At 49.4% G+C, this 20966-nt stretch carries 4 protein-coding genes; all 4 read left to right on the top strand.

Annotated elements, in window-relative coordinates; all coding sequences use genetic code 11:
- The 4 genes from AC5JQI_RS09145 (at position 1) to AC5JQI_RS09130 (ending at position 20942) form a co-directional block, all read left to right on the top strand.
- Positions 1 to 1773 (top strand): ABC transporter ATP-binding protein, encoded by a 1773-nt coding sequence (locus AC5JQI_RS09145; RefSeq protein WP_493914499.1) that lies wholly within the window; start codon positions 1 to 3, stop codon positions 1771 to 1773.
- Between the two features lie 121 nt (positions 1774 to 1894).
- On the top strand, positions 1895 to 8038 hold the full coding sequence (locus AC5JQI_RS09140) for an amino acid adenylation domain-containing protein (protein ID WP_493914498.1): 6144 nt from the start codon (positions 1895 to 1897) through the stop codon (positions 8036 to 8038).
- On the top strand, positions 8038 to 19848 hold the full coding sequence (locus AC5JQI_RS09135) for an amino acid adenylation domain-containing protein (RefSeq protein ID WP_493914497.1): 11811 nt from the start codon (positions 8038 to 8040) through the stop codon (positions 19846 to 19848). The genes AC5JQI_RS09140 and AC5JQI_RS09135 overlap by 1 nt, the downstream gene beginning before the upstream one ends.
- Positions 19845 to 20942, top strand: a complete 1098-nt coding sequence (locus tag AC5JQI_RS09130) for a Gfo/Idh/MocA family oxidoreductase (RefSeq protein WP_493914496.1) — start codon at positions 19845 to 19847, stop codon at positions 20940 to 20942. The genes AC5JQI_RS09135 and AC5JQI_RS09130 overlap by 4 nt, the downstream gene beginning before the upstream one ends.
- The last annotated feature ends 24 nt before the right edge of the window (positions 20943 to 20966 follow it).

Genomic DNA, 20966 nt, shown 5'->3' with positions numbered 1-20966 from the left:
ATGGGGTTATTTAATCGTCTCCAGCAACATCTGTCCCCGAAGCTGCAACGGGTCTGGTTCATGGGCGTATTATATAAGCAGCTTGATACCATTGCGATTATTGCTCAACTTGCCATCGCAGCCTGGGCTATCACTCATCTGGAAGACACTCATATGAAAGAAAGTGGCAACGGTATGCTACCGCTTGTCACTCTGGCGCTATTGGTTGTTCTGTTGGTATTGCGGTTCGCTTTCATGTCCCGTGCACTGCGTAAACTCACCATTGCCGCTTATGGATTGGGCATAGAGATCCGCCGCTCCTTGCTAAAACGGCTTGTGAGTATGTCGGTCGCCACAATCCGGGGATTAAGTGCCGGAAAAATCGCACTGACATTGTCTGAGGATGTGCAGTGGCAGGAAAATCAGTCAGCCTATACCACACCCCAAATCCTTTGTCAGGTTATGATGCTCACACTTATTTATCTGGCCTTATTCTGGTTTGATTGGGTGGTTGCTGGCAGTGCGCTGTTGGTCTTGATGGTTGGATTACTCATTCTGGGCGCTATCCGTCAAAGACTCAATAAAATATTGCGCCGACGGGCGGCTATGATGGCTGGCGTATCTGAAGCAATTGTAGAATATGCCCAGGGCATGGCCTTTATCCGCGCAGCATCAGCGACCACGACGGTAGAACAACGTTTTGATCAAGAAATCGAACAATTGCGTGTCGCCTTCCGCCGGGGAGTATTCAGAAGCATACCGCTATTGAGTCTGTTCTACATCGTTATTGATACCAGCGTTGTTGTGGGCATACTGGCTGGCGCCCTGCGCTTTCATTCCCCAGAAGCACTCACGCTTTCTGAAATGCTTATCACCATCCTGCTCCTGTTTGCCACTATTACCCCTTTGCGCGGGATCATTCCTCTGATCAATGTGACTGCATTGACACAATTGGGTGAAACGCATATTGCAGAAATAGAAGCGGTTGAAACGCAAGTATCCGGATCATTAGCCACCCCTGCTAAATACGATGTTGAAGTTAACAACATCACATTCAGCTATCCGGGTACTAACCAACCCGCTATCCAGAACGTTTCATTCCATGCGCCACAAGGCAGCATGACCGCCATTGTCGGACCTAGCGGCAGTGGTAAATCTACGCTGGCTTATTTATTACTCTCTTTCTACCAACTGGACAAAGGTGAAATTCGTCTGGGTGGAAACCCTGTCCATCATTACCAGACTCAGGCGCTGTACGACACTGTCACCATGGTGTTTCAGGAAACTGCCCTATTTCAGGATACTGTCGCCAATAATCTTCGTTTGGGAGATGCAAACGCAACTCAGCCGGAACTGGAACAGGCTGCCCGCCTGGCCAATATTCATGACACAATTATGGCCCTGCCACAAGGATACGACACCCCGTTAGGTGTGGATGGCGGTACATTATCCGGCGGTGAACGCCAGCGTCTTGCCATTGCCCGTGCGATTTTAAAACAATCTCCCGTGTTATTTCTGGATGAAGCAACGGCTTCACTGGACCCCGAAAATGAACGGCTGATACAAGAAGCCTTTGATTCTCTTACCCAGAACAAAACCGTCTTTGTTATCGCTCATCGGCTGAGCACGATAACCCGCGCCGATCAAATATTGGTCATGGATCATGGAACCCTTTGTGATAGCGGGACTCATGACGAATTACTGATGCGTTGTTCCCTTTATCAATCCCTTTGGAAAAATCATCTTGGTTCAGAAGAGCATTGGCATTTGCACCCAAGGCCGTCATCTGAATAACCAAAACAATCATCTGAATAACTAACACATTCATCTGAATACAAAATATTCACCTGAATAAAGTGCAACTCCGTTTTTTGATTTATTAAGTAGATTGATTGTCACCTTTAAGGATTTCTTCATGCACATGGACTTTCTTTCCCCTGATTCGCTGCGCCAGCTCATCTCTGATCTGTTTAATCAAAAAAACATTTTGGTGGGTGATAACGACGATTTGATTCGCAATGGACTGGATTCAATGCAAATAATGGCATTGCTAAACCAGTTGAGACGTCAGGGACACCGCGTCACGCTGCGCGAGCTTTACCAAAATCCAACACTGCATGCATGGAGCCAGCTTCTGCAACGCCATGCGCCGGTCTCTCAAGCCGTATCCCAGGATACAACACCACTGCTGCGTATTGCCGATGCCCGTCCATTTCCATTGACGGCTGTACAACATGCTTATTTTGTGGGACGCACTCCGGAGCAAACGTTGGGGGGAGTGGGTTGCCATTTGTATCAGGAATTTGATGGTGCCCGACTAGAGCCTGAACAATTAGAGGTGGCTATTCATACCTTGATTGAACGACATCCGATGTTGCGCGTGCGTTTTTTACCAGATGGACGCCAGCAAGGAATGATCAATGCTTACTGGAAAAAATTAACGGTTCACGATTTGCGTCACCTGACAGCAAATGAACAGCAACAAGCGCTGGCTGACAGTCGGGAACAATTAAGCCATCGGGTATTGCGGGTTGAAGAAGGGGAAACTTTCGATATTCAACTCAGCCTGTTTGGTGATAATCAACATCGGTTGCATACGAATATCGACCTGCTAATCATGGATGCGGCCAGTTTCAGTCTGTTCTTTACAGAACTGGCCGCATTGATTGCCAAACGCAGCCTGCCCGCTATTTCTTCTGACTACGATTTTTGCAGTTATCTCACGCAATATCAGACTCAGTTCAAGCAAGTCAGGCAAGAAGCAGAGATATTCTGGCGTAACCGGTTAGATACGTTACCACTTGCTCCTCAGCTTCCTCTGGCCAGAGATCCCGCCCTGATAAAAAATGTCCGCATTCAGCGCAGACATTTCGGTTTAGCGCCTGAGCATTGGGAACGTTTTAAACACCTCGCACAGCAGAATGGGGTAACACCAACCATGGCACTGGCAACCGCATTCGCCGCCTTATTGTGTCGCTGGAGCCATGCAACGCGCTTATTGTTTAACCTGACGCTATTTGACAGAGCTTCCCTGCATCCTGCGGTTGACAATATTTTGGCGGACTTTACCAATATTCTGTTGTTGGATATCCCCGGTGATGATTTACCGTTCTGCCAACTGGCCCAGACTGCACAAGCAACATTTGCCGAAGCCTACGAACATCGTCACTGGTCTGGTGTGGAAGTGTTACGGGAGCTGAAGAAACGCGGTACTCACCCACACGGCGCACCCATCGTGTTTACCAGCAATTTAGGCCGGCCTTTATATGGCGAAAATACCCGCGATATTCTGGGAAAACCAGGCTGGGGAATATCACAGACACCTCAGGTCTGGCTGGATTTTGTCGCTTTTGAACATGAAAACACGCTGAACATTCAGTGGGACAGTAATGATGAACTCTTCCCTGACGGCCTGATGGATACCTTATTTACGGCTTATCAGGGGCTTATTGAGAACCTGACGGAAAACACGGAGCAATGGGGCGAGAAACTACCGGATTTGATGCCTCAATCGCAATATCATCTGCGACATCAAATCAATAATACGGCTGAACCACTACCAAGCACCTTGCTGCATGAAAGCGTGTTTGCACAAGCAGAACACACCCCCCATGCTGTTGCGTTGGTGACTCACCATAATGAAAAAATCAGTTATGGCGAACTCAGTCTGGCAGCCCGCCGATTAGCCGCTGTGTTACAGAAAATGTCCGTCATGCCGGGTGATCGGGTAGCGATTAGCATGGAAAAAGGCAGCGGACAAATCGTTGCTGTTTTAGCCATTCTTTATGCCGGCGGGGTTTATGTTCCGGTTCCGGTGGATCAACCATTAAACCGACGCCGTGCTATCTATGAAAGTGCCGGTATCAGCGTCGTTATCATTGATCCCGAACAGCAACAGCCTGACTGGCCGCAAAATGTATGCTGCATTTCCTGGCATCAGGATGAACAATTATCACCTTTAACCAGCATGGCTCAGCGTGCGGTCACCGATCCGGCCTATATCATTTATACCTCCGGTTCAACGGGTATGCCCAAAGGTGTGGTGATCAGCCATCAAAGCGCACTGAATACCTGTCTGGACATCAATCACCGTCATCAGGTTCAAAGCAGTGATCGGTTGCTGGCACTTTCTGCACTGCATTTCGACCTCTCTGTTTATGATATTTTTGGCATTCTCAGTGCCGGAGGGACACTGGTATTAATTAACGAAGCCCAACGCCGTGATCCATCAACCTGGGAAATGCTGATCGGGCAGCATAACATTACGTTGTGGAACAGTGTGCCGGCATTGTTCGATATGTTGCTGACCTATTGTGAAGGAATGGAAGCCGGTGCGCCGAAAGCACTTCGTACTGTGATGTTGTCCGGTGATTGGATCAGTTTATCATTGCCTGAACGTTACCGTGCCTTTAATCCTGCGGGTGTATTGAGTGCCATGGGAGGCGCAACGGAAGCCGCTATCTGGTCGAATGAATATATCGTTAAAGACGTTGATGCCCGCTGGCGTTCTATCCCTTACGGTTATCCTTTGACTAACCAGAATTACCGTGTCGTGGGTGAAGATGGCCGGGATTGCCCTGACTGGGTTGTTGGTGAACTTTGGATTGGTGGTGCCGGTGTTGCATTAGGCTATTTTAATGATGAAGACCGAACTGCGGCCCAATTCGTCGTCGATCAGGGAGAACGCTGGTATCGTACGGGCGATCTGGGTTGTTATCATCCCGAAGGCTGGCTTGAATTTATGGGGCGCCGCGATAGTCAAGTCAAAATTGGCGGTTACCGCATTGAACTGGGGGAGATTGATGCCGCCCTTAATCAAGTCACCGGTATCCGTAAAGGCGTTGCCTTAACCCGTGGTGAAAAAGAGAAGTCGCTGGTGGCATTCCTTGAACTTGAAGGTGATACTTTATGCCAGCGCATAAATCGTGCCCCACAGTTGCCGACCACCTACCGTGACCTGTTTTCCGCAATACAAACAACCGATGCGCTAAACCAATCCGGATATATTGCTGAATCTCAGGTCGCCCTATTTTTGCTGGAACATCTGTCCCGTTACAGTATCACGTTTACTTCACCCCAATCACTCGCCGATTGCCTGAAACAGTACCAGCCCCAACCGGAGTATCATGACTGGTTTGCCCGTATGCTGACGTACCTTTGCCAATGCAATTTATTGGCTGAATCTGCACATCACGTATACCAGGCCGGATTGTCATCCCCGGCGGGCAGTAATCAGGCTGGCGGCATGCCTGAACGCTGGCATTCTACGCTGCGTAATATTCTTACCGGACAGCAGGCGGCAGTGACATTACTTGATGATCTGCAATTTGCTCCGGAGCAACAGCTCTTTATGCTGCCAGAAACCCAGCAATGGCTGGCAGGATTAAAACAAACCATTATTGCTCTTTCCCAACGGTTACAGCGCCCTGTCAGCGTGATGGAATTTGACGCCCGCAGTGGTCTCTGTGCGCAGTGGCTGGCAGAACACATTACTGACCAACATCTGTCCTATATTGGCTTTGAACGTTCTCAGGCCCTGATTAACCAGATGCAAACCCGATTAAATGGTCATCATCACACATCCGTAAAACGCTGGTCTGAGCAAATTCCTGAGTCGCTACAGTATCAGGCAGATATCATCTTGCTGAACAATGTATTACATCGGGAAGAAGATCCGGCAAACTGCATCAAGGCGTTGATGCCTTTGGCACAACCCGGGGCGTTGATATTAGCAATAGAGCTGCATCACGCCTCACCTATCTCGCTGATTACCACAGAATTGCTCTCACCTCACGGTATTCAGCTACGTTCTGCATCACAGTGGTTATCGCTTCTTCCGCTACAGTTTCCAATACAGACAGAAGCCCCGATTAATCTTGGCGACTTGAATGTCTTGTTGATGCAATCAAGTGACAACGTCACTATCCCTGATCAGGGAAAAATTAAGTCCGTACTGGCACAATATTTGCCGGGATATATGATCCCACAGCGCTTACATGTTATTCCCCGCCTGCCCCTGACTCCCAACGGTAAAATCGACCGTAAGGCACTGACACAAAGCTTGCAGCTCACCCCAAAAGCCGAGACTGAGCCGCACCAGAATGACATGTTCCTGTTGAATGCGCAGGAACAAACTGTTGCCGCCATTTGGCAGAGCCTCCTGAATACAGAACAATTAAGCCCAGACAGCGACTTTTTCCAACTTGGCGGCGATAGCCTTCTGGCTACACGCCTGATTGGTGAACTGGCACAACAAGGCTTAAAAGCTGAACTGAGTCATCTTTTCCGTCACCCGCAATTGGCGGCGTTCACCGCGACACTCACCCCTTTGGCGGCACCTCTGCCTGACATTTCATCAGACTCCTACTCAATATCAAAAGGGCAAGATGAGGATAGCTACCAGCCTTTCCCACTGACTGAAGTTCAGCAGGCTTATCTGGTTGGACGCCATTCCGGTTTTACCCTGAGTGGCGTGGGCGCGCATTTCTTTATTGAATACCGGATAGAACAATTAGATGTTCAGCGCCTGAATCGGGTATTAAACCGCCTTATCCAGCGCCATCCCGTGCTCAGAACGGTTGTTGTTAACGGGCAACAGCAGGTATTGAAAGATGTCCCAATCTTCGCTGTTAAACACCACCAGTTTGCTGACATTACTGAGGCAGATACATTACGTGAACGTTTGTCACATCAGGTATTGGATTCCGGTCACTGGCCGGTGTTCGATTTCCAGCTTGCGCAAAACAACAACCCTGTCTCACGGCTATTTGTCAGTCTGGATAATCTGCTATTAGACGGATTGAGCATGCAGATATTGCTGGCGGAATTAGAACTGCTATATCTCGACGAACAACACGAACTGCCACCATTGAACGTCACATTCCGGGATTGTGTGTTACGCCAGCAAAAAATGCCGGTACATCAGGGTTCGCTGCAATATTGGCAGGAACAGGTAAAAACGTTGCCCCCTGCTCCGCAACTCCCCTTACGTATTGCGCCGGAAAATATACAATCCCCGCGTTTTGTACGCTATAGCGATCGCTTATCCGCATATGAGTGGAAACAGTTAAAACAACATGCTGCCCCTCATCAGATAACCCCTTCCGCGCTGTTAATGGCAGCTTATGCAGCTGTTCTGTCGGCATTCAGTACCAAAGCGGAATTGACGCTTAATCTAACCCTTTTCGACCGCCCATGCTGGCATGAGGACATCAAGCATATTCTGGGGGATTTTACTTCATTGTCACTGCTCGCGTGGCATCCAGAGAAGAACTGGCTATCAAGCGCACGCCGGTTACAACAACAGTTATGGCAGGATCTGGATCACCGCCATATTTCAGCAATCAGAGTGATGCGTGAGCTGTCCCGGGACCGTGGGTCGGATGCAGCCAGTATGCCGATCGTTTTCACCAGCGCCCTGGGAACGCATGAAGGACAATTCCTTTCACATTCATCATGGATGAAACCCGTTTGGGGTATCTCACAAACGCCACAAATCTGGCTGGATCATCAGGTTTATGAATCTGACGATGAACTTTGCCTGAACTGGGATGCGGTCGAAGCGTTATTTGAACCACATCAGTTACAAACCATGTTCAACCACTATATGGCGTTTCTGCGCACCCTTGCCGCACAGCCAGAGAGCTGGCATTCAGCGCTGGAGCAACTGATGCCGCGCCAGCAATGCCTGATAGTTACAGATAACACGCCCGTTGTTAATACGTCATTACCACGTACGGAAGGATTCGATTCGCAGATATGCAGCGAAATTCAGTGCCTGTTTTTGTCTGTCACCAACCAGCCTGTTCATGTCCAACAGAACTTTTTTGAAGCAGGCGCCAGTTCGCTACAGCTAATTCAATTGCACAGCAAATTACAACACGCCGGTTTCCATCATCTTGCTGTTACTGATCTATTCGCTTATCCAACACCAGAAACGCTTAGCTTGCGTTGCCGGAAAGACACTCAAGACGCAAATCAGACGTCAGTGACTCTTCGTCAGCGCCAACAACAAAAGCGTCTGCAACAACGGGAAAAACGTCATAAAGGAGCTGCATAATGACTGATTTAACGCCTCACTACGATAATTGTGATCCTATCGCAGTGATTGGCATTGCCTGCCGTTTTCCACAGGCACCAGATAGCGATATTTTCTGGCACAACCTGCAACATGGCGTTGAGTGTACAACCACACTCTCCCGCCAAACTTTATTGGATGCAGGAATTCCACCTGAAATCATTGATAGTGACAACTTTGTCAATCAGGCGGCGATATTAGAGGATGCAGAACAATTTGATGCCACACTGTTTGGCTATTCTCGTCAGGAAGCAGAAATGCTCGATCCTCAGCAGCGTCTGTTCCTGCAAACAGCATGGCATGCTCTTGAACATGCCGGCTATTCACCACGTCATGTGCGCCTGAAAACCGGTGTTTTCGCCAGCAGCCGGGTCAGCACCTGGCCTTCGTGGTCACAGTTCACGATGACAGACGTTGGCAAAGTGAAAGGCCTGCAGGCGTTAATGAGTAATGATAAAGATTATCTTGCGACGCGTACCGCCTACAAATTAAATCTGAAAGGCCCTGCACTGACAGTACAAACAGCTTGCTCCAGTTCACTGGTTGCCGTGCATATGGCTTGTGAAAATCTGCGTTCCGGTGAATGTGATATGGCACTGGCTGGCGGTGTGGCAGTATCTTTCCCGCAAGAAAGCGGTTACTTGTATCAACCGGGGATGATTTTTTCACCTGATGGACATTGCCGCCCCTTTGACAGTCAGGCAAACGGCACTTATGGCGGTAATGGTGTCGGTGTTGTCACACTGAAACGTCTGAGCGATGCATTGCGCGATGGCGATCCCATCATGGCTGTATTGCGGGGCAGTGCCATTAATAACGATGGTAATGAGAAAGTCGGGTTTACTGCCCCTTCGGTGAACGGGCAGCGCAACGTGATTACCGAAGCATTGCAACTGGCAGATGTCAGCATTGATGATATTGGCATGATTGAAGCCCACGGAACCGGTACACCGCTTGGTGATCCGATAGAAGTTGATGCGCTGCGCAACATATTCTCCGATCGTCGCGTAGCGGTACCGCCTTGTTATCTTGGCTCAGTGAAAAGCAATATAGGTCATCTCGATACTGCCGCAGGGATTGCCAGTTTGATTAAAACGGTTCTGTCTGTCTGGCATGGTTATATTCCTCCGACCATCAATGTACAGCAACCCAATCCGGCATTGCGACTGGAAGAAAGCCCATTCAGACTGGCAACACAAGGCCAGCACTGGACACAGGCATTGCGCACCGCTGGCGTTTCTTCATTCGGCATTGGCGGCACCAACTGCCATATCGTGGTGCAATCATTACCGGAGGAATTACGCCGCCACCCTGTCAATGATACGCAGGCTCAGGCACAAACTGTGCCTTTATTGCTCTCTGCGGCTTCTGAATCTTCATTGCATCAATTGGCACAACGTTACGCGACGGCACTTGCTAATACGCCAGAAAACTATGCAGAACTGGCCCGAACAGCATTACAAGGGCGTGATCTTACATTGCCCTGGCGCTTAGCGCTGACATTAACGCCACAAAATACTGCCAAAAATGCTGCAAGCTTAGCGGCCTTTGCAGATCATGGCTCTACAGCGGACATTTTTAGCGGGCAGGCCAGGAATGAAAATAAACAATTATGGCAATTCAGCGGTCAGGGCTGCCAATGGTCTGGCATGGGAAAAGCCATGTATGCCAGTTCTCCCGTTTTCTCTGCTATGTTAGATCGTTGTTGTGCCGCCTGTGTATCCGAATTGGTGCTGCCATTAAAAACAGTGATGTTCGGAGAGCATGATGAGGCATTAGCCACCACCGAATATGCACAACCCGCCATTGTCGCACACCAGATTGCACTGGCTGCACATTGGCGCTCACTTGGCTTAAAACCCGATTACGTACTGGGACATTCTGTCGGAGAGTTTGCCGCAGCCGTTGTTGCCGGGATTTTCACACCGGAACAAGTGATGCCATTGGTCGCGGTACGGGGGAAATTGATGCAAAAATGCGCCCGGGGAGGTGCAATGTTGGCTGTTTTTGCCAACGACGAAGATATTCTGCCTTTTACCCGTTCACTGGCATTGGATCTGGCGGTTTGCAATGGCCCGCAACACTGGGTCTGGGCAGGTACAGAAACAGAAATTAATACACTGGCACAACGTCTGGAACAGCAGCAGATCCGTTGCCAGCACCTTAATATTGCCTGTGCAGCACATTCTGCCATGCTTGAACCTATTCTGGGGGAATTTTCCCAGCGTTTTTCTCAGTACAGTAGCCAGTTACAGCCTGTATCGGGAGAAATTCCGCTGATTTCTACCCTGACAGCCGATATTGCGACTACTGAGCAATTAGGTTCACCAGACTACTGGCGTAATCATATGCGCCAGACGGTACGTTATTATCAAGCCATTGAATTTGCCCGCCAGCAAGGTGTGGCATTATTTGTAGAATTCGGTGCTGATGCTCAGTTAACAGGGATCGGCCGACGTGTCAACCTGCCACAGGAGACGTGGATTGCCGGTGCGCATCGTCAAAGCACTCCTGAAACCGCCCAGCAAACGGCACTCATGCAACTTTACTGTGCCGGTGCACATCTTGACTGGCAGCGTCTTTTCTCGCTTGCCGGAATCAAATGTCATGCTCCGCTCTATCCATTTGACAAACAACATTATAGCTTCGCTGCCGCCAAATCTGCGCAACACTCAGCCAATACCAATACCGGGCTTGATGTCAATTCCCTGCTCGATCCTGCCATTGAGCACAATTCCGATGCGGCAATACTCCGGGCGCTGTATACCGATGCTCTGGTATATCAATGTCATGGGCACGAAGCGGAGCAAGGTTTCAGTGCCACCGACACGATCCGGGCCGGCCGACTGCAACCTTGCTGTCATCCTTTACTGGAACAATTATTGAATCATTGTGTTCAGCAAGGCTACTACCAAGAAGTTTCCGGGCCAACCGTAAGTAGAATGTATCGTCCTCACCGTGTGTTGCCATATACCAAGCGCCGCTCATTGGAAGCCAATTTACTTACTGCTTTCCCTGCATTGATTTATGCTGGCGAACGCTTATTCGCACTGATGAGTGATCGGGTTGATCTACCCCGTCAATTAGTGGCATCTCCGGCGACTAATTCCATAGCGACAAAAGCATGGCTCCCTGCACCACAGCCATGCCCTGATACTCACTATGCCCTGCATTGGCGCACAATCAGTACTGCGGATAAACAGAGATCTTCATCGGCATATACCCTTCGTTCGTCAACAGCAAGTGAGGCGATTGCGCAACATTGGTGTCAGGCAGGTATTAATTTACAGCCTGAAAGCGAAAATACATTATTGCTGCTTCAAGGCCATGATGTTGTTGAATTATGTGATCAGGTTATTGGCGAATTAAAACGTCATACAGCAACGTCATTGACCGTTATCACTTGCGGCGCCCAACCTGAAAGCACCTTATCCAAAGAGCAGATCAATCCCGCTCAATACGCTGTCTGGGCATTGCTGCGTGTCGCGGTTGAAGAGTATCCCCATCGTCGCATTCAGGCGATTGATATAGCGGATATCAAGGATACTGACGCCCTGTCATTGGCACTGGGTTATCCGGATAAGCAGCATCGCTGGCTGAAAGTGCGCGGAAATCAACTCTCTGTGCCTGTTTTACAACGTCAGCCATTACCATTATCGCAACAACCTATATTGATTCCCCATCAGGGTTGGCACATCGTTACCGGCGGTATGGGCGGTATCGGACAAATTTCCATTCGTTGGTTGCTGGCTCAGGGTGCACGTAAAATCGCGGTGTTTGCCCGCCGTAAACATGCAGATTGGGATACTTTTGTCCAGAAGCTGTCACTGAGTAGCGAATGTGAAATCCGCTGGGTTCATGTTGATGTTACTGACACATCAGCCTTGTTCAGTGCGGTGCAAACACTGGCACAAGAAGAAGGTATCGCTGGCGCGATCCATGCTACCGGTATTGCTGATCACACGCCGCTGGCAAAACTTGAGCGTCAGCATCTGGGGCAAATGCTATCCGTAAAAGCATTCAGTGCAGCAACCTTGCAGACTGCACTTGATCAACACAATGCTCAATATCTGCTGCTTCATGCTTCTGCTGCCTCAATGTTAGGCGCGCAGGGACAAGGTGCTTATGCAATCGCCAACGCCTGTCTGGAATCGCAGGCACTGACCGCATCCAGCCCTTTGGTGGTAAAAACGTGGGTCTGGGGTGTTTGGGGTGGCATTGGCATGGCCAGCGACCGGAGATTAGTGGAAAAACTGGCACAGGATGGCATGTTACCATTCAGTGCCAATGAGGGTATCTGGCATCTCACTCAGTCACTGAGTACAACTTCTCCCTGCTATCTGGCTATGCGGTTAAATGAACGTCACCCTGATATTTTGCGACGTTTGCAGTCTGGCATTGCTGCCCATACAACAACTCATACAATAACTACAGCATCTGCCTCTTCTCTGCCTGCTGATAATCTGCTCTATCAGGATAGCCAGCCACGGCTTAACTGGCTGCGTCAGAGGGTTGCGACGTTATTGCGCTTAGAGCAGCCTGAACGTTTAGAGCCACAACAGGATTTATTACAATGCGGTCTGGATTCCTTACTGTTCCTTGAACTTAATACGGTGATCCACCAACAGTTTGGTTTCAGATTAACCGCAGAGCTGGCTTACCAAAATATGACTCTGGAGGGGCTTAATGCGCTTATCGGTGACGCACTGCCTGAACAACCCCCTGTCCCCCTTCAGCCTGAAATCGTTATTAACAGTACCCAACATCATGAACCCTTTCCTCTGACACCCATTCAGCACGCTTACTGGGTTGGTCGTACTCAGGCCATTGATTTTGGCGGCGTGGCCTGCCACGTCTTGTTTGAATGGGATCTGGCACTGAATAGCTTTGATATTCCCCGTTTTGAAAAGGCATGGAATGCTTTAATTCAGCGTCATGGTATGTTACGCATGATTGTCGATGAAGATGGACAACAAAGAATTCTGCCTGAAACGCCTTGGTATGTTTTATTGCAAGATGATCTGCGAACCCTGAATGATGCCGCCCGTGAACAGGCGTTGGCTCAGCGTCGTCACACCCTCTCTTATCAAGTACCGCCTGCGGAACAGTGGCCGTTGTTTGACGTCTCTGTTTCACTGCTGCCGGATGCGCGTTGCCGCTTACATATGAATCTGGATCTGTTGCAGTTTGACGTACAGAGTTTCCGGATCATGATGAACGATTTACAACGGGCTTATCACCAGCAACAACCACTGGCTCCACAAGCATTTACTTTCCGTGATTATGTGATAGCAGAACAGGCACAACGTGAGAGTAAAGAGTGGCGGGCATCATGGGCATACTGGCAGGAACAGTTGCTTTCACTGCCTCCTGCGCCGAGATTACCGCTGAATCCACAACTTCCTCAGCGCAGCCAGCCACAATTCACGACTTATGAAGGCCGGCTGGCACAATCTGACTGGCGAATACTCAAGCAAAACTGGAAAAAATGGGGTGTCACACCTTCTGCGGGCCTGTTGACACTGTTTGCCCACACACTTGAATGGTACAGCCGTCATCCGCTGTTTACCCTCAATCTGACCTTCTTTAACCGGCAGCCTTTCCATCCAGAGGTTCAGGAACTGATTGGTGATTTTACCTCCGTCATGCTGATGGATTTTGATTTACGTAAAACAACCTCCCTGCGTGCCAGCATGGAAAAAACCCAGGCCTTGCTCTGGCAACGACTGAGCCATAGTCATGTCAATGGGGTTGAAGTACTGCGGGAACTGGGTCGCCAGCACTCCGGTGAAACCCAGAACAGGCAGCCGCTGACACCGGTCGTTTTCACCAGTATGTTGGGGATGGCGCAAGAAGGGGTGGCAATCAAACAATCCATTACTCAGCTACTGGGCGATCCGGTCTTTGTCCTGAGCCAAACGCCGCAGGTCTGGCTGGATCATCAGGTGATGGAAGTGGATGGTGATCTGCTGTTTAACTGGTATTGCATGGACGATGTGCTGGAACCGGGGGTTATTGAAGCCCTGTTTGCTGCTTATAACGCGCTGTTGATGCAAGTTGTACAGATTTGCCGCCAGCCTGAACGCATTGAACATTATGATCTTCATACACCGCCTGTCGGTCATACACGTTATGACTTCTGGCAACAGCATTCTGAATTGCATCAGGCCGAACAGTATCTGCGCTCTCAGCCTGAAATACGACTGGCGGAGATTCAGCCACGTCAGGAAAATACCCAAAATTATAATGTATGGCTGGTGGCAGAAGATAATCCGTCTTTATCATTACCAGAACCACAGGTGATAAACACCAAAGTCCTGCCACTACCGACATCAGCGGAACAGCAAGCGTTTGAACGCTCCTGGCAATATATTGAGCAACAGGCGTCATGGGGGCTGGGCCAGACTCTGCTGCGCCATCACCTGTTCGCCTCTGCGCAAGAATGCCACTCTCGTGAAGAAATTGAACAACGCTTACAATTGGCTCCCCGGTATCAACGCCTTCTGACCCAATGGCTGACATTATTAAACAACCAAGGATTTATTGAAAAAACCGCTGACGGATACCGTTGTCTGCAACCACTCAGCCAGATCCCTGCCCCTGCGGCGAAACTGGATGATGCCGTATGGTGCCAGGCCATCAGCCGTTATGTTGCAACCTGTATTGACCAGCATGATTCCCTGCTTGCCGGGCGTGGTAATGCACTGGAACTGTTGTTTGCCGATAAACAAACCACCGCCAGCCTTTACAGCGAAAACCCTGCGCTACGTTGCCTGAACCAGACTGCCGCTGAAATTATCCGCCAATTGAGCCAGACATCCGAACATTTCACTATGCTGGAAGTGGGTGCAGGAACAGGGGCTACATCAGAAAAAGTCCTTAAACATAATTCCCCGTTCATTGAAAGTTACGACTTTACGGATGTTTCACCGCTATTTTTGGATGATGCGCGACAGTTACTCGGTCATTATGGCGAAACTGTAAAATTTGCCTTGTTCGATATTAACCAGCGTATTGATTTTAGTCAGCACCCTGAATCGGGTTATAACCTGATCATGGCAGTAAACGTCTTGCATGATGCGATTCATCTCAGGAATACCCTGAAACGACTGTCCCGTTTACTGAAATCCGGCGGGTGGTTGCTGATTATTGAATCAACCAAGCGCGAAAGTGCCATGCAACTCGCCAGCGTCGGGTTTATTGAAGGCATCAACGCCTGGGCTGACGATCGCGGTGATGATCAGGGTAATAGCGCATTGCTCGAACTTGCAGACTGGCGCAGATGTCTGGAGAAATCCGATTATCGGGTTTCACTGGAATGGCCGGGACAAGACGGGCCGGAACTGCATCAACAGTTGATTCTGGCACGTTCTGAACAGCAGGCACGACTGAATATCAGTGAAATAGCGGTACAATTGTCAGCCTTGCCTTACTCATTGCATATCCTACAGCAAGAGCAATTACCGCTGGCGGCATTACCGATAATGACCGCAAAAGAGGACATGCTGCAACCTCTGGCCATGACAACCGGACAGCCGGAAATAACCGATGATCAATTTCATGATATTGAACAACAAGTGATTGCACTCTGGAATTCCCTTCTTCCCCAGTCAATTCAGCGTCACAGTGATTTTTTCCAGAGTGGCGGCGACAGCCTGATTGCCACGCGCATGGTGGTGCAACTACGTCGTCAGGGGTATGAACAAGCCAATCTGCAACAACTGTTTGAACATCCTAAGTTGAGTGAATTTTGCCGTACCTTGCGGGTCGTCGAAACACATTCAGCGACACCAATTACACCACATCAGGCAGAACCGGCATCAGAGCAGATCCTGCCCCTCACCGCCCTGCAATATGCTTACTGGTTGGGAGAAAGCCAACTGTTCCAGTTTGGTAACGGCATTGCCCACTTTTATGCTGAGCTGTCTATCGACGGACTGGATCTGACTCGTTTCACTACCGCATGGAATCGTGTGATAAACCATCATGGGCAATTACGCGGTTACGTGAAAGAGGGACAATATCATATTCTGCCAGAAGTGCCCTGCTATACGCCGACAATCATTGATTGCCGTGACATGACACAGGATGAGCGCGAGACACAGCTGAACAATGCCCGCGATACTCTGCGCACTCAGGGTGTTCCCAGCAACAACTGGCCACTGTTTGATTTAACTCTGTACCATACCGATGACCGGACACATTTATTGCATCTGACCATTGATCTGCTGGTGGCAGATGGGAAAAGTCTGACCTTAATCTTGCGCGATTTACACCATTGGTATCAAAAATCTGACTGGCAACCAGAGCCACAAACAGCAACCATTGCTGACTATATTCAGGCACTGGAGGATGAGAAAACCGGTGAAATCTGGCAACAAAGCCGGCAATACTGGCTTGATCGTTTATCTTCGCTGCCTGACGCGCCGGTGCTGCCGCTGAAAGATCACCAGTCACAGCAGCTTAATCAGCAGTGCCTGACCGGATATATCAGCCAGCAACAGTGGCAACATCTGCAACAACGCGCGGCAGAACACCGTGTATCCCCATCACAAGTGATGCTCACATTGTTTGCCCATATTTTGTCAGTATGGAGTAACAACGCGCATTTCACTATCAATGTCCTGCATGGCAACCGCCTGCTAATGCCGCAACATTGCGATATGCTGGTCGGTAATCTCTCCACCACTTCTTTATTGGAAGTGGATTTGCGCAATACTCTGGGATTCAGCGATGCCATAAACCGGATTCAAAAACAATGGCTCGCCGATCTTCAACACGCGCTGTTTGACGGGCAATTGGTGCTCAGGGAAAAAAATCAGCACCGCCACAACCTGAACGCCGGTATGCCGATCGTATTCAACGATACCACCGGTACGGCGGGCAAAGGGCCATCAGGATTAGGATCGCTGAATCTCTTTGGTGCCCAAACTCCTCATGTTTATCTCGACTGTATGCTCATTTCAGGCGCAGAAGGGGGTGTCACCCTACAGTGGGCGATCTTGCCGCAACTGTTCCAGCCCCAAGTGGCAGAAAACATGTTTGCCCATTATCAATCCTGTATCACTGCCCTGCTTGAGCCGGATTACGCCTGGAATACCCCGCTTCCTGACTGGCTCCCGACAGATGATCGTGCTCTGTGCCAGAGCAGTAATACGACAAAAAGTGATTTTTCACCCCATACGCTTTGTTCTCTGATTGAACAGGCAGTGAATCGTTATCCCCAACACATTGCGGTTGTCGATGCCTGCCGCCAGATCGACTACCGTACTTTGTGGTCACAAAGCCTGACGCTGGCAGCTCATCTTCAAGCACAGGAAAACCACTCTTCGTCTCTGATTGGCGTAGTGATGGAAAAAGGTTGGGAGCAAGTTATTGCGGTTCTTGCGATTTTGTTGGCAGGACGCGCATATCTGCCTATTGATGCCAGCTATCCTCAACAACGAATCCATCAATTATTGGCATCAGGAGAAGTGGATACTGTACTGACTCAGCCTGAGTTCGCCCGACAGATAAACTGGCCTGACTATGTACAAATTATCCCTCTGGATGAAACATTACTTAACAACTTGCCTGTCACCAACGAACCGGGTTTATCTGTACGTCCTGAAGATCTGGCTTATGTCATTTTCACCTCCGGTTCTACCGGAAAACCTAAAGGCGTCATGATCAATCATCAGGGTGCGGTCAATACCATTCTCGATATTAACCAACGCATTACACTCAATGAGTACGATAGTGTACTGGCAATATCAGAGTTAACCTTCGATCTCTCCGTTTATGACCTGTTCGGCACACTGAGCCGTGGAGCAAAACTGGTCATGCCGGCTCCCGGTGACACCCGGCAGCCGGACAAATTGCTGACTTGGTTACAACAAGAATCGGTGACTGTCTGGAACTCGGTTCCCGCATTTGTGCAACTGCTTGAGGAATATGCCCGTAGCTATCCGCATTCCCTGCACAGTCTGCGGTGGGTATTGATGAGCGGTGACTGGATACCCACTCATTTACCAGCCAAATTGTATGCGCTTCATCCTGAACTGAATCTCCTCAGTTTAGGCGGTGCCACTGAAGCCTCAATCTGGTCTGTTGCCTATCCTATCGCGCAGGTTAATCCGAATTGGCGCAGTATTCCATATGGCAAGCCTCTGGCTAATCAGACTTTCTATGTGCTTAATGCAACACTTTCACCTTGTCCTGTCTGGGTCACCGGCGAGCTGTATATTGGTGGACAAGGGCTGGCACTGGGTTACTGGGCTGACACTGAAAAAACAGAACAGGCATTTATCACACATCCTGAAACTGGTGAGCGGCTTTACCGCACAGGTGATTTAGGACGCTGGCTCCCGAACGGAAATATCGAATTTCTGGGGCGCAATGATCACCAGATAAAAATTCGTGGCTACCGCATTGAATTAGGCGAAATTGAACATCGTTTATGTGAGCACCCGGCAATACAACAAGCGTTAGTGTTTGCCCATACAACCTCAACCGGTGCATTGCAACTGGTCGCTGGATTACGTGTAACTGACAACGCACCCATACCTGCTGAACTGTTACCAATATTGCCTCACTGGTTGCAGCAGACCCTGCCGATCTGGATGTGTCCGCAGCGATTTATCATTCTCGATACGATACCTGTATCCGACAACGGTAAAATCGACAGACGCACACTGATTACTCTGGTTGAAAAAGCGCAAGAAGTTAATTCGGCACCCTCAGCGGTTCTCAGTCCGACAGGACACACGGTATTAAGCCTGTGGGAATCCGTGCTAGAGCAGCAAGGTATCAACGTACACGAGAGTTTCTTTACCCTTGGTGGAGATTCTCTGGCGGCAGTACGGTTAATGGTGAAAATTAATCAAACTTTCAACCGCCAATACCCGCTCAGCCTGCTGCAAACTTACGATACTGTGCATTCATTGGCTGAATTTATTGAATATCAACCGGAAAACGCTTGTCAGGGAGTCATTTTAAACGAAGGAAACCCTGAAAAACCGGCATTATTTATCGTCCATCCTATTGGCGGGCATCTGTTGGGATATCGGCATCTTGCCGCCAATTTCGGTAATCAACGTCTGATTGGGTTGGCATTTACACCAGACAGCCTGAATACCGATAAGCCTTCCGTTGCAGCATTGGCGGCTGACTATATCAATCAAATCCGTACCTTCCAGCCTGAAGGCCCTTATGCACTGGCAGGCTGGTCTTTCGGTGGATTGGTGGCTTATGAAATGGCTCATCAGTTACGTGCTGGAGGTGAAAGCGTTTCTCATTGCATCCTGATTGACAGTTTCGCGCCAAACGTGCGTACCGATCTGACGCTGGATGATACATTCTGCCACCGTCATTTCCTGCTCGATTTACAAGGGCAATTCCCTGATTTGGAAATAGATAACAATGCAATCGCCGCCAATACTGAAGTATTCCTTCAGGCACTGCACGAAGCTCTACCGCAATCTGCACAAATTGATAGCTCACTGACTGAGCTTTATAACGTATGGCACCATAACCTGCGTGCATTGCTCGACTATTGTCCACCACGGATCCCTCAGCCTTTCAGCCTTATCCGGGCTACGCAGGCACTACCTGATTTTATGGATTACCTCGATCCAACAACAATCACCTCCGTTGATCTCGGCTGGCAGGCTTTCGGGCCTGTCACGATGACGCAACTTGAGGGTGATCACTACAGCCTATTCCAATACAAACATGTCAGCTCTCTGGTTACGTGCCTGAAAAACATTCTGGGTTCAGTTCCGACTATTGAGCCTGTTAAGGAGAACATATGATAAAGCCACGGCGGGTGCTGATTGTCGGTGCCAAATTCGGCGAACTGTATCTGAATGCCTTCCTGCAACCCCAGCCAGATCTGGAACTGGCCGGCATTCTGGCGCAGGGAAGCCCTCGTTCGCAGCAACTGGCACGAGATTTCAATGTGCCACTGTTCCGCTCATTGGATGAATTGCCGGACGACATTGATATTGCCTGCGTGGTGATACGCGCAGATATTATTGGTGGTAAAGGCGATCAATTAACTCAGGCATTATTGGCACGGGGTATTTCTGTTATTCAGGAACATCCCCTTGATGCAGAAGCCATCAGGAAGCACCAGTCAGCCGCTGATAAACAGGGCGTTGTATTCTGGGTAAACAGTTTTTACAGCCAATGTCATGCAGGCAGAAGTTGGTTACATGCGGCGCATCAAATCAGCCACCTGTCACAGCAGAATCCGGTAAGTGGCTGCCTGACAACCAGTCGCCAGTTGCTGTTTTCCGCTCTTGATCTCTTACTGCAAGCCTGCCACTGCCCGAAACAAATAGAGATAGCCTATGCGGGGAAACGAAGTAACGCATTTCACTGCTTTGAACTGCGCCTTTCAGAAACAACCATAACGTTAAACGTTCAATCCTATCTCGATCCCAGAGATCCAGACATGCACAATCTTGCCATGCACAAGATGACTCTGTTCTGGCCTACCGGTTATCTGACTCAGGAAGCCAGTTATGGGCCGGTGATCTGGACTCCGGTTCTTCATGCCCCGAATCATCTGAATAACGATCAGAGTCTCTATCTGACCGCCAGTCAACCGGATGGTGCTTATCAACACCAGACAACCTCACAAATTCTTTGTCCGGCAACTAAAGACTGGATGACGGCGTTTGAATGTGATGGTGCCGGAGGCGTGGCATATCTGCTCAATACTTTAAGTTCTGTATTGAATGGCGCACTCTGTCCTCCTGCTTTGAGTGACGACTATCAACGACGATTGGCAGAAGTGTGGCAACAAATTTTGCGCATGATGGGAGAACCTGTGACTCAGGATTTGCTGCCCCCTATCTGGATTGATCCGGCTCAATTGATGCTGACGAAGGAAAGATGTTGATGAACCGGGCACTCCCTGCACATC

It is taken from the genome of Xenorhabdus sp. XBWT, from assembly GCF_059072735.1.
The sequence above is the reverse complement of the archived record's forward strand: the minus strand, read 5'-3'. Positions and strand labels throughout refer to the sequence as shown.

What these genes read in the sequence shown, in the direction of transcription:
- AC5JQI_RS09130 (WP_493914496.1), top strand. Translation starts at nt 19,845, where the DNA reads ATGATAAAGCCACGGCGGGTGCTGATTGTCGGTGCCAAATTCGGCGAA.
- AC5JQI_RS09140 (WP_493914498.1), top strand. Translation starts at nt 1,895, where the DNA reads ATGCACATGGACTTTCTTTCCCCTGATTCGCTGCGCCAGCTCATCTCT.
- AC5JQI_RS09135 (WP_493914497.1), top strand. Translation starts at nt 8,038, where the DNA reads ATGACTGATTTAACGCCTCACTACGATAATTGTGATCCTATCGCAGTG.
- AC5JQI_RS09145 (WP_493914499.1), top strand. Translation starts at nt 1, where the DNA reads ATGGGGTTATTTAATCGTCTCCAGCAACATCTGTCCCCGAAGCTGCAA.